Source organism: Streptomyces sp. NBC_01089, assembly GCF_045162975.1.
Lineage (GTDB): Bacteria > Actinomycetota > Actinomycetes > Streptomycetales > Streptomycetaceae > Streptomyces.
Genome location: NZ_CP108660.1, coordinates 4,489,055 through 4,500,968, shown reverse-complemented (window position 1 = coordinate 4,500,968; position 11,914 = coordinate 4,489,055). Strand labels below are relative to the sequence as shown.

14 protein-coding genes are annotated in these 11,914 nt (G+C 71.7%); 6 read left to right on the top strand and 8 right to left on the bottom strand.

Going from position 1 to position 11,914, the window contains the following annotated elements; translation table 11 throughout:
• Positions 1–7 precede the first annotated feature (7 nt).
• From OG510_RS20090 to OG510_RS20055, 8 genes are all read right to left on the bottom strand, one after another.
• Positions 8–313 carry a DUF3099 domain-containing protein gene (locus OG510_RS20090; RefSeq protein WP_406138486.1) on the bottom strand — a complete coding sequence of 102 codons (306 nt, stop codon included), beginning with the start codon at positions 311–313 and terminating at the stop codon, positions 8–10.
• Positions 314–491: 178 nt separating this feature from the next.
• Positions 492–779, bottom strand: a complete 288-nt coding sequence (locus OG510_RS20085) for a DUF1416 domain-containing protein (protein WP_164259678.1) — start codon at positions 777–779, stop codon at positions 492–494.
• A 57-nt stretch (positions 780–836) separates the two neighbouring features.
• Positions 837–1,676, bottom strand: a complete 840-nt coding sequence (locus OG510_RS20080; RefSeq protein ID WP_164259676.1) for a sulfurtransferase — start codon at positions 1,674–1,676, stop codon at positions 837–839.
• Between the two features lie 184 nt (positions 1,677–1,860).
• Positions 1,861–1,941: an Ms5788A family Cys-rich leader peptide gene (locus tag OG510_RS20075; RefSeq protein WP_356828304.1), complete on the bottom strand. Its 81-nt coding sequence runs from the start codon at positions 1,939–1,941 to the stop codon at positions 1,861–1,863.
• A gap of 258 nt (positions 1,942–2,199) precedes the next feature.
• On the bottom strand, positions 2,200–2,892 hold the full coding sequence (locus OG510_RS20070) for a DUF2993 domain-containing protein (protein ID WP_406138485.1): 693 nt from the start codon (positions 2,890–2,892) through the stop codon (positions 2,200–2,202).
• A gap of 70 nt (positions 2,893–2,962) precedes the next feature.
• Positions 2,963–4,516, bottom strand: coding sequence for a hypothetical protein (locus OG510_RS20065; RefSeq protein ID WP_406138484.1), 1,554 nt, complete (start codon positions 4,514–4,516; stop codon positions 2,963–2,965).
• Positions 4,517–4,524: 8 nt separating this feature from the next.
• Positions 4,525–4,779 (bottom strand): MoaD/ThiS family protein, encoded by a 255-nt coding sequence (locus OG510_RS20060; RefSeq protein WP_406138482.1) that lies wholly within the window; start codon positions 4,777–4,779, stop codon positions 4,525–4,527.
• Positions 4,780–4,860: 81 nt separating this feature from the next.
• Positions 4,861–5,787, bottom strand: coding sequence for an alpha/beta hydrolase (locus tag OG510_RS20055; RefSeq protein WP_406138480.1), 927 nt, complete (start codon positions 5,785–5,787; stop codon positions 4,861–4,863).
• Between the two features lie 258 nt (positions 5,788–6,045).
• On the opposite strand from OG510_RS20055, the gene OG510_RS20050 reads away from it, so the two are divergent.
• The 6 genes from OG510_RS20050 to OG510_RS20025 all read left to right on the top strand — a co-directional run bounded on the left by OG510_RS20050 (position 6,046) and on the right by OG510_RS20025 (position 11,908).
• A complete protein-coding gene (locus OG510_RS20050) occupies positions 6,046–6,837 on the top strand; it encodes a winged-helix domain-containing protein (protein WP_406138479.1) in 792 nt (263 codons plus the stop codon).
• 36 nt (positions 6,838–6,873) lie between these two features.
• Positions 6,874–7,896, top strand: coding sequence for a LacI family DNA-binding transcriptional regulator (locus tag OG510_RS20045; RefSeq protein WP_164264377.1), 1,023 nt, complete (start codon positions 6,874–6,876; stop codon positions 7,894–7,896).
• Positions 7,897–8,082: 186 nt separating this feature from the next.
• A complete protein-coding gene (locus OG510_RS20040) occupies positions 8,083–9,168 on the top strand; it encodes a S1C family serine protease (protein WP_406138477.1) in 1,086 nt (361 codons plus the stop codon).
• A gap of 145 nt (positions 9,169–9,313) precedes the next feature.
• Positions 9,314–9,640, top strand: a complete 327-nt coding sequence (locus tag OG510_RS20035) for a hypothetical protein (RefSeq protein ID WP_406138476.1) — start codon at positions 9,314–9,316, stop codon at positions 9,638–9,640.
• 52 nt (positions 9,641–9,692) lie between these two features.
• Entirely contained in the window at positions 9,693–10,424 is a 732-nt protein-coding gene (locus OG510_RS20030) for a response regulator transcription factor (RefSeq protein WP_406138474.1), read from the top strand.
• A gap of 56 nt (positions 10,425–10,480) precedes the next feature.
• Positions 10,481–11,908 carry a sensor histidine kinase gene (locus tag OG510_RS20025; protein WP_406142463.1) on the top strand — a complete coding sequence of 476 codons (1,428 nt, stop codon included), beginning with the start codon at positions 10,481–10,483 and terminating at the stop codon, positions 11,906–11,908.
• Positions 11,909–11,914 lie beyond the last annotated feature (6 nt).

Here is an 11,914-nt window from a genome sequence, read left to right as displayed (position 1 = left end):
GTGACAGCTACCGGCGCCGCTTCTTGCCGTCCAGCTCGTCCCACCACTCGTCGGACGTGCGGTCGCCCGACGGCGGCAGATCCTTCTGCTTGTCGTCGGATCCCCGGCCCGGTGGCGGCTCGTCCCACCAGCGGTCGTCGGGGCCGCGCCGGTTGCCGACGATCGCCGCGACCGGCGGGATGACCATCGCCACGAAGCACATGGCGATGGCGGCAGGCACCGACCAGAGACGTACGAAGGCCCAGGCGGAGATGAAGAGCAGCAGACAGCCGCCCATCAGCAGGAAATAGCCGCGCCGACGTCGCGAGTACATGCCTCCAGCGTAAGACCGATCGGTAACTCCCCGCCCCCGGAAGGCGCTCGGCATTTTCCCGGCCATCCGCCCGCCCCGGAACGGCGCGGAGGGCCGCACCCGGTCCAAGTGGCGTCCAACCCCCTGGGGTGCGGCCCTCCGGCCGGATCGGATGGCCCGATGGCCTCCGACAGCTCCGTCAGACAGCGATCGCGATCTCCGCGAGGCCGCCGGTCTGCGCGACGACCGTACGGTCGGCCGTGCCGCCCGGGACGAGGGCGCGCAGCGTCCACGTGCCCTCGGCCGCGTAGAAGCGGAACTGTCCGGTGGCCGAGGTCGGGACCTCGGCGGTGAACTCGCCGGTCGAGTCCAGCAGGCGTACGTAACCGGTGACGGGCTCGCCGTCACGGGTCACGCTGCCCTGGATCGTGGTCTCACCGGGCTTGATCGTCGAGGCGTCCGGGCCGCCGGCCTTCGCTCCGCACATGCTGTTCTCCTGAGGGGCCTGAGAGGTTGAGGGGCCTGAGGTGGGTGAAGGCCGGTCCTACTTGTTGGCGCCGAGCTCGATCGGCACGCCCACGAGCGAGCCGTACTCGGTCCACGAGCCGTCGTAGTTCTTGACGTTCTCCTGGCCGAGCAGCTCGTGCAGGACGAACCAGGTCAGCGCGGAGCGCTCGCCGATGCGGCAGTACGCGATGGTGTCCTTGGCCAGGTCGACCTGCTCGCCCTCGTAGAGAGCCTTGAGCTCGTCGTCCGACTTGAAGGTGCCGTCGTCGTTGGCGTTCTTCGACCACGGGATGTTGCGGGCGCTCGGCACGTGGCCGGGGCGCTGCGACTGCTCCTGCGGGAGGTGCGCGGGGGCGAGCAGCTTGCCGCTGAACTCGTCGGGCGACCGGACGTCGACCAGGTTCTTGTTGTTGATCGCGGCGACCACGTCGTCGCGGTAGGCGCGGATCGACTCGTCCTGCGGCTTGGCCTTGTACGTGGTGGCCGGGCGGGACGGCACGGCGTCGACCAGGTCGCGGGAGTCGAGCTCCCACTTCTTGCGGCCGCCGTCGAGCAGCCGGACGTCGCTGTGGCCGTAGAGCTTGAAGTACCAGAAGGCGTACGAGGCGAACCAGTTGTTGTTGCCGCCGTAGAGCACGACGGTCGTGTCGTTGCCGATGCCCTTCTCCGACAGCAGCTTCTCGAAGCCGGCCTGGTCGATGAAGTCACGGCGGACCGGGTCCTGGAGGTCCTTGGTCCAGTCGATCCGGATCGCGTTCTTGATGTGGTTCTTCTCGTACGCGGAGGTGTCCTCGTCGACCTCGACGATGGCGACCTGCGGGTCGTCGATGTGGGCCTCGACCCAGTCGGCGTCTACCAGAACGTCGCTGCGGCTCATGCGGAATCTCCTCCGGGGATGGGGAATCCCCTGCTCCTGCGGAGCCCGGGGACGGTGCGGCGGGATGGTGCGATGGTGTCGGCGTACGGATCCACGGAGACCGGGAGACAGAGCGCGTCCGGCACCGCGGGGGTCCCGACGGACGGTCGGGGGACCCGGGGGATACGGGAGTCGGAGCTCCCGCTCAGAAGGCGCGACAGAGCATGGCGGCGACGCGGCACAGGTCGACTGCCCGCCGCTTCGTGAGATCCGCCTGTTGCTTCATGGGGTCGATCGTAGGGAAGTACGGCCGGAGATGTCACCGCCGTTTCAGACAGTGAGACGCGATCGTCCACGATGCGGGACAATCTCTCGACACGGCACACACGGCCCGGAATTCCCACGCCTGCGTACCTGCCCACCATCTACGGACCGGACGCCTCCGTCTCACGGGCCGGACGGACGGGCCGGGTCACCGGCGGGAGTGCGCCTCTGGCTCCACGGGTCACACCGGCCCCCACGGGCCGCACCGGCTCCAGGGGCCTCACTGACCGGTCAGCGCGACATTCGTACCCGTGACACCGATGTCGACACCGTCCGGTGTGGCCCGCAGCTCGCTGAGCTTCAGACCGGACGGCAGCCCGCCGATCGCGCTCTCGAAGTCGGTCTGGCCGCGGACCAGACCCTCGAGACCGGGGATGCCCTCGCCAGGCACCGTGTCCGCGTGGACCTTGATCCGGTTCGTCCCCACCATGGTCACCGACGACGTCACACTGCGGCTGACCGTGCGCCCCAGGATGGCGACCGAGCCGGTGACCTTGACCTTGCCGTTCCCCGCGTAGGCGACCTTGGCGCCGGAGTCGGACGCCTTGGTGAGGTCCGCGTACGAGATGTGCGCGCTGCCGCTGGCGCGCGCGGCCACGGCGCTGCTGAAGCTGCTGGAGACCGTGACGTCGTGCAGTTCGGCCCGCACCTCGGTGATCCGCATCTGGCGGCCCGACGCGTTCGCCTCGACGCCCTTGAGCGTGACGTCGACCCGGCCGAGCTTCTTGTCGAGCACCTGGGTCAGGAACGGGAAGCCCTTGATGTCCACGTCGGGCGAGGCCGAGAGGTTCTCGCTGCTACGTATTCGGTCGGCCGCCTTGTTCTCCGCGACATGCACCGCGATCCGGTCGGCGAGGACGAAGAGCCCGCCCAGCACCACGACGACGATGAGCAGTGTCCGCAGTGCTCGCATGAACGGTGTCCCCCTGCTCGTACCCGAGTCCTCGTGTGCCGGTGGCACAGGCCCGAGCCTAACGGCCTGTTCAGTTGATGATCCGGCCGATCAGACAGATCGCGGGTGCTGCGGCCGACAGCGGCAGGGCCACCCCGGCCGTCATGTGGACGAACCGGGACGGGTAGTCGTAGCTCGCGACGCGCAGCCCGATCAGGGCGCAGGCGCCGGCCGCGAGCCCGAGCAGCGCGCCCTGCACCCCGAGGCCGGTGACCGCGCCCGCCAGGGCTCCGGCCGCCGCGGCGGCGATCAGGGCGGCGACCGCTCCTGCGGGGCCTGGCAGCGGGAGCGCGCGGACGACTGCGGCGGCCGCCACCGCCGTACAGCCGACCGTCACCGCGTCCGTCGAAGCGGCCAGGATGCCGGTCGCGACGATGGTGAGCGCGGACGAGGCGATGGTGGCCATCAGCCCGGCCATCCGCTCGTCGGCCGGTGCGTGGCTGCGCAGCTGGAGTACGAGGGTGAGCAGCACCCAGACACCGAGGGTGCCGATGATCGCGGCCGGCCCGTGGCCGGCGCCCGCGACGAGCAGGGCGATGTCCGCGACGACACCGCCGAGGAAGGCGAGCGCGATGCCCTGCCGGGCGGGCCACATCCCGTTCAGCCGGAACCAGCCGGCCGCGGTGACGGCCTGGAGCACCAGCAGCGGCACGACCAGCGCGTACCGGCCGCCGAACGCGGCCGCGGCGAGCACGATCCCGAGCCCGGCCGTCAGCGCGGCCGGCTGCATCCCGGGAGCGATGATCGGCGACCGCCCCTCGGCGCGGGCCCGCTGCGCGTCGGTGACCCGCGCCTGGCCGACGGTGCTGGGGGCGCTGTACGCGGGCCCGTCACCGGGAGCGGCCGCGGCGGGCGCCTGCGCGACGACGGGCTCGGGCCGCGCGGCGTACGGGGCGGGAGCGGGCGCCTCGGGCGGGAGGGGAAGCGACTGCGGCGGAAAGTAGGTGGACCCGGTCCCGGCGTAGGGCTGCTGAGTCTCGTGCCGCGGGGGCTCGGGGTTGCTCTGCTGGTACGGGGGCTGCTGCTGCCCCTGCTGGGAGGGGGCCTGCTGGGAAGGGGCCTGCTGGGAGGGGGCCTGCTGGGCGTACGGATCCTGCGGATACTGGCCCTGACCCTGCCCCGGGTACTGGCCCTGCCCCTGACCCTGGCCCGGGTACTGGCCCTGCCCGGTTCCCTGCTGGGGATACGGATGGGCGTACGGGCCCTGCGATGCCTGCTGGTCCCGCGGTGCCTGCTGGGCGTACGGGTCCTGCTGGTACGAGGCGGTCTGTGGTGCCTGCTGGGCCTGCTGGGCCTGCTGGGCCTGCTGGGCCTGCTGGGCGTACGAATCCTGCTGGTACGGAGCGCCCTGCGGTGCCTGCTGGTACTGGGCGGCCTGCGGCGGAGCCGTGTACGGCTCCTGGCCCGACTGCTGCACCGGCTGCTGCACCGGCTGGAACTGGGTGTCCCAGGTCTGCCCGCTCCAGGTCTGGGTGAACGGATCGTGCGGGTGCGGTTCCTGGGACCCGTCCGGATCCTGGTAGGCCCGCGGGTCGGGCTGCGGCGGCGGCTGCTGCCCGTACGGATAGGACTGCTGATCACTCATGTGGGGGGTCACCCTCCTGCGAACGGCGGGAGCACCTCGACCGTGCCGCCCTCGGCAAGCCGTACCGTCTCATGGCCACGGGTCCCCACGGGATCGCCGTCGACGAGGAACGAACACCGCCGCAGGACCTGCGGCAGTTCCCCGGGGTGCCGCTCGCGCGCCGCGTCGAGTGCTTCGGCCAGGGTGGCGCCGTCGTACGGCTCCTCGGCTGTCCCTGCGGCGGCCTTGGCGGCGGCCCAGTAGCGGATGGTTCCCGCGGGCATGGGTACTCCTCATTGGTTTGCGTCGCGCGGGTCCATGATGCCGGGTGCGCCGGCGGGGACAGCGTCCGCATCGACTCCACATCAGTCCACCAGCCACTCCCCCACCCGCGCCAGCAACTCGTCCGCCGCCGCGTTCTCCGCGTGCCCCATCCCCGGCTCCACCCAGAGTTCCGCCCCCGCCCCGGCGGCCGCGGCCAGCATCCGGGGGTGGTCCAGCGGGAAGTAGGGGTCACGGTCGCCGTGCACGATCAGCAGGGGCGTCGGGGCGATCATCGGCACCGCCTCCACCGGTGACAGCGGGACCGGGTCCCAGTCCTGGGTGTGGATCCGGGTCCGGAGGCCGAACCGGCCCACCGCCCGCCCCAGCGGCCGGGTGACCACCCAGTGCAGCCGCCGCATCGGGGCCGTCCCCCGGTAGTACCACCGCGCCGGGGAACTCACCGCAACCACCGCATCCGTACGCGCCGCGTCCGCACGGGCCCCACCCGTACGCGCCCCACCAGCACGCGCCCCACCCGCACCCGCCGCGTCCTTGAGCGCACCGTCCGTACGCGCCCCCGCAAGCTCCCCGCCCGCGGACCCGCCGCTCCCCGCCCCGTACAGCGCCGCGTGCCGCAGTACCACCGAGCCGCCCATCGAGAAGCCGACCGTCACCACCCGGCTGTGTCCGAGGCTCCGGGCCCACTCGACCGCCGCCGCCAGGTCGAGCACCTCCTTGTCGCCCACCGTCGAGCGCCCGCCCGACCGGCCGTGTCCACGGAACGAGAACGTGACCACGGCCGCACGCTGCGCGAACACCCCCGCCGCACGCCGCACCGCGGGCCGGTCGACCGCGCCGGTGAAGCCGTGCGCGACCACGATCGCCGTGCCGCCAGGACCCTGCGCGAACGGCTCGTACAGCGCCTCGATCGGGACCCCGTCCCCGGTGCGGAGGATCACTCTGAGTTCGCCCGGAGTGACCAAGGGAACAGAGGCCCTCCGGAAACGGTCTTCTGGCGCGGAAGTCATGTGGGCTATTCTGGTGGGATGAGGACCTGGGCAAAGTTGCCCCCAGGTCCTTTTGTGCTTTCGGCGCGTTGTATACGAACCGCGTATACGGAAACCCGTGCCGGCCGCCCGCGCAGCAAGCCCCGGGCGCGGGGTAGGCGCAGAGAAAAGCTGAGCGCAGAAAAAAGCAGTGCCCCATCGCAGGGACCGAGGAGGAACCGACGTAATGGGCGAGCGAAATATGCACGACCGTATGACGACCACGGCAGGTGGAGCGCAATGAGTTCTCTGCTGCTCCTGACCAACGCCCTCCAGCCGTCGACGGAGGTGCTGCCCGCGCTCGGACTTCTGCTGCACAGCGTGCGGGTCGCTCCCGCCGAGGGTCCGGCGCTCATCGACACCCCGGGGGCCGACGTGATCCTCGTGGACGGGCGCCGGGACCTGCCCCAGGTGCGCAGCCTCTGTCAGCTGCTGCACTCCACGGGGCCCGGCTGTCCGCTGGTCCTCGTCGTCACCGAGGGCGGCCTCGCGGCCGTCACGGCGGACTGGGGAGTGGACGACGTCCTGCTCGACACCGCGGGCCCGGCCGAGGTCGAGGCGCGGCTGCGGCTCGCGACCGGCCGCCAGCAGATCACATCGGACGACTCCCCGACCGAGATCCGGATCGGCGACCTCTCGGTCGACGAGACGACGTACAGCGCGAAGCTCAAGGGCCGGGTCCTGGACCTGACCTTCAAGGAGTTCGAACTGATCAAGTACCTCGCGCAGCACCCTGGCCGGGTCTTCACCCGGGCCCAGCTGCTCCAGGAGGTCTGGGGGTACGACTACTTCGGCGGTACGCGCACGGTCGACGTCCACGTACGCCGGCTGCGCGCCAAGCTGGGCCCCGAGCACGAGTCGCTGATCGGGACCGTCCGTAACGTCGGCTACCGCTTCGTCACCCCCGAGAAGGTGGAGCGCGCCGCCGAGGAAGCGCAGGCCAGGGCCGCCGAGCGGGCGGCCGGGGCACTGACCCGGACGGAGGACACGGCGGACTCGACGGAGCCCGCGGTCCGGCCCGTAAAACGGTAGGTCCACCAGCAGGTCCATCCGCGTAGACTGCCGCGCGTGGCCAAGGTGACGCGGGACGATGTGGCGCGACTGGCGGGGACTTCGACCGCGGTCGTCAGCTATGTCATCAACAACGGACCGAGGCCGGTCGCCCCGGCCACGCGCGAGCGGGTAGTCAACGCGATCAAGGAGCTGGGGTACCGGCCGGACCGGGTGGCTCAGGCCATGGCCTCACGGCGCACCGATCTCATAGGGATGATCGTGCCGGACGCCCGGCAGCCCTTCTTCGCGGAGATGGCGCACGCGGTCGAGCAGGCCGCGGCCGAGCGCGGAAAGATGGTGCTGGTCGGCAATTCCGACTACGTCGACGAGCGCGAGGTCCACTATCTGCGGGCCTTCCTCGGGATGCGCGTCTCCGGTCTGATCCTGGTCAGCCAGGGCATGAGCGAGCGCGCGGCCGCCGAGATAGAGGCGTGGGACGCCCGGGTGGTGCTGCTGCACGAGCGGCCCGAGGCGATCGACGACGTCGCGGTGGTCACGGACGACGTCGGCGGCGCCCAGCTCGCCACCCGCCACCTCCTGGAGCACGGCTACGCGTACGTGGCCTGCCTGGGCGGCGTCGAGTCGACGCCCTCCGTCGGTGACCCGGTCGCCGACCACGTCGAGGGCTGGCGGCGCGCGATGCAGGAGTCGGGCCGCTCCGTCGAAGGCAGGCTCTTCGAGGCCCCGTACAACCGCTACGACGCCTACCAGGTGGCGCTGAAGCTGCTCGCCGGCCCCGACCGGCCGCCGGCGATCTTCTGCTCGACCGACGACCAGGCCATCGGTGTCCTGCGGGCCGCCCGGGAGCTGCGGATCGATGTGCCGACCGAGCTGGCCGTGGCCGGTTTCGACGACGTCAAGGAGGCGGCCCTCACGGACCCGCCGCTGACGACGGTGTACTCGGACCGCCCGGCGATGGCGCGCTCCGCGGTCGATCTCGTACTGGACGACGCGCTGCGGGTCGCGGGGTCGCGGCGGGAGCGGCTGAAGCAGTTCCCCTCGGCGCTGGTCGTGCGCCGTTCCTGCGGCTGCGGCTGACGGTTCCGCCCGCGCGTCCTGCCCTCGCGGGCCGGACCGACCCCGTCCGGCTGTCCGGACCAACCCCGCCCGCCCGTAGGGATGTCGGGAGGGGCGGCGGGCCTTTATATCGGGCATACGGGGTTCTGTCGGGCTTCTCAGCGGGCACTCAGGAAACTCTCATGGTCGGTGGCAAGGCTATGAGACATGACCGAGAACCCGGAGCAGTACCCCAACCCGCAGCAGGACGATGCGTACGCGGCCCGGTCCTACCCGCCGCCGCCCGCACACCAGCCCTCGGCGGCCTGGCCGCCCCCGGCTCCGGCCGCCCCGGCGGATCACATCAAGCCCAAGCGCGCCAAGCGGCCGGTCGCCCTCCTCGCCGCTGTCGCCATCGTCGCCGCGGTCATTGGCGGCGGTTCGGCGGCGCTCGCCGAGTCCCTGATGGACAACGGCAGCAACGGGGCCAACCCTGCGGGCACCGTCTCCGGCACCACCGTCTCGCAGTCGAGCAAGGGCACGGTCTCCGGTGTCGCCCAGGCCGTCTCGCCGAGCATCGTCGAGGTCAAGGCGACCTCATCGGCCGGGCAGTCCACCGGGGCAGGCGTGATAGTCACCGCCGCCGGTGAGATCGTCACCAACAACCACGTCATCTCCGGTGCCGACTCGGTCAAGGTCTCCCTGAGCGACGGCAAGACGTACACCGCGAAGGTCGTCGGCACCGACCCCGACAAGGACCTGGCGCTCATCAAGGTGGACGGCGCTTCCGGCCTCAAGCCCGCCTCGCTCGGCGACTCGTCCGACGTGGCGGTCGGCGACCAGGTCGTCGCGATCGGCTCCCCCGAGGGCCTGACCGGCACCGTCACCAGCGGCATCATCTCGGCGCTGAACCGGGACGTCACCGTCGCCAAGGAAGAGAGCCAGGGGCAGGGCCAGGACCAGGGCCAGGACGGCCAGGGGCAGGGCGGCCAGGGCTACGGGCAGCAAGGCGGCGGCGACGGGAACTGGCCGTTCCAGTTCGGCGGGCAGCAGTTCAACGGCGACACCGGCGACTCCACCACCACGTACAAGGCGCTCCAGACCGACGCCTCGCTCAACCCCGGCAACTCCGGCGGTGCGCTGATCAATATGAACGGCGAGATCATCGGCATCAACTCGGCGATGTACTCGGCCAGTTCGCAGAACAGCGACAGTTCGAGCGACGCCGGGAGCGTGGGGCTCGGCTTCGCCATCCCGATCAACACCGTCAAGGCCGACCTCGCCCACCTGAGGGCGGGCGGCACCAACAGCTAGTGCCTGTCCGGTCGGTCTTCGTGGATCGGCCCACGGCGTCCGGTGCGGTGCCTCGCAAGGCGGCCCGGGCCCACCAAGACCGACCGGACAGGACCTGCCACCCGCCGGCGCACCCACCGCGCCGGCCGTCCCCCCGGAGGGCCCCGTGACCGTCACTGTCACCGTCAACCGAGCCAGGCACGCCCTGCTGACCGCGGTCTCCTGGAGCAGTCCCGCCGACCTCGGACTCGCCCTGGCACTGGTGCAGTCCCAGGCCGAGCAGACCGAGCAGACCGGCCGGACAGACCGGAACGGCCGGACCGGCCGGCCAGGACAGCCCGGGCAGCCCGGGCAGCCGGAACAGGCCACCCGGCCAGGACAGGCCGCGGCGCGGGCCCCCGAGGTGCGCGCCGCAGCGACCTCGGCGCCGGCCTCCGCCGCCCGCCCCAAGGGGCGTGCCGCACGCCGCCGCCGGTCCGCCGTGCGAGGCTGAGGGACGCCACACGAAAACCGACGCCCCGCCAGCGAACGAGGACAGAGAACCGATGAGCCCCGCCGAGGACGGCCACGACCAGCAGCGCATCCTGATCGTCGACGACGAGCCCGCCGTACGCGAGGCGCTGCGCCGCAGTCTCGCCTTCGAGGGGTACGGGACGGAGGTCGCCGTCGACGGTCTGGACGCGCTGACCAAGGCGGGCCCGTACGAGCCCGACCTCATCGTCCTCGACATCCAGATGCCCCGCATGGACGGACTGACCGCGGCCCGCAGGCTGCGCGCTTCGGGGTCGACGACCCCGATCCTGATGCTCACCGCCCGCGACACCGTCGGCGACCGGGTGACCGGACTCGACGCGGGCGCCGACGACTACCTGGTCAAGCCGTTCGAGCTGGACGAGCTGTTCGCCCGCATCCGCGCCCTGCTGCGGCGCAGTTCGTACGCGGCGACCGCGGGCGAGGTCCCGGACGACAACGTGCTGTCCTTCGCCGACCTGCGGATGGACCTCTCGACGCGTGATGTGGTGCGCGGACAGCGGCGGGTGGAGCTGACCCGTACCGAGTTCACCCTCCTCGAGATGTTCCTGGCGCACCCGCGCCAGGTGCTCACCCGGGAGCAGATCCTCAAGGCGGTGTGGGGCTTCGACTTCGAGCCGTCGTCCAACTCGCTCGATGTGTACGTGATGTACCTCCGCCGCAAGACGGAGGCCGGTGGCGAACCGCGCCTCGTGCACACGGTGCGGGGCGTGGGGTACGCGCTGCGGACCGGGAGCGCCGAGTGAGATCCAGCCGGCCCGTGCGCTGGTTCCAGCGGCTTCCGCTGCGCTCCCGGCTGGCCATGCTGACGGCTGCCGCGGTGGCGTTCGCGGTGGCCGTCGTCTCGGTGATCTGCTGGTTCCTGGTGCAGGGGAAGCTGTACGACGAGATCGACGCCAGGCTCGCCGGGCAGATCACCACCAAGACCGTCCCGCCCTCGACCCTGCGCAGTGTCCTGGACAGTTGCCAGCCGCCGCAGCACAACGGCAGCTTCGGCCAGCAGCCCTCCCTCTCGTACTCCCAGCTGGTGCAGTCCGACGGCACGACCTGTCTGACCGGCGGCCCCGCCACGGTGAAGGTCACCGAGAGCGACAAGACACTGGCGAAGTCGGGCAGAACCGAGATCGCCAAGTACCGCAACGGCACCGACTCCGACGGGCGCGCCGTCCGCGTCCTCACGGCGCATGTGTACGCCGACCCGGGCGTGCCCTACCAGGGCATCGTGCAGATGGTCGCCTACCCGCTGGACGACACCCGCAAGACGCTCAACGAGCTGGCCCTGCTCCTCCTCGCCGTCTCCGGCATCGGAGTCCTCGGCGCGGGCGCCGCCGGTCTGTGGATCGCGCGGGCCGGGCTCAAGCCGGTCGACGAACTGACCGAGGCCGTCGAGCATGTGGCCCGCACGGAGGACCTGACCGTCCGTATCCCGGTCGAGGGCGAGGACGAGATCGCCCGGCTCTCCCGCTCCTTCAACTCGATGACCGCCGCGCTCGGCGACTCCCGCGACCGTCAGGCGCAGCTCATCGCGGACGCGGGGCACGAGCTGCGCACCCCGCTCACCTCGCTGCGCACCAACATCGAGCTGCTCGCCCGCAGCGAGGAGACCGGCCGCCCCATCCCGCCGGACGACCGCAAGGCCCTGATGGCATCGGTCAAGGCACAGATGACCGAACTGGCCGCGCTCATCGGTGACTTGCAGGAGCTGTCCCGCCCCGATGCCGCCCATGCGCCGGAGACCCTGGACGTGGTCGCGCTGCACGACATCGCCCGGTCGGCCCTGGACCGGGCGCGGCTGCGCGGCCCCGAGCTGACCATCACCGCCGACCTCGGGCCCTGGTACGTGCAGGCCGAACCGGCGGCGCTGGAGCGGGCCGTGATCAACGTCCTGGACAACGCGGTGAAGTTCAGCCCGCCCGGCGGGACCATCGATGTCGTCCTGGCCGATGGCCGGCTCTCCGTACGGGACCACGGGCCGGGCATTCCCGCCGACGATCTCCCGTACGTCTTCGAGCGGTTCTGGCGGTCCCCGTCGGCGCGTTCCCTGCCCGGCTCGGGCCTCGGCCTGTCCATCGTGGCCCGTACGGTCCAGCAGTCCGGCGGCGACATCGCGCTCAACCCGGCGCAGGGCGGCGGCACGGAGGCGGTCATCCGGATCCCGGGCGCCGCGACACCGCCACCGGAGGAGCCCCCGGCGCCCGGGGAGACGCCCGGGGAGACGCCCGGCGAGTGACGACCT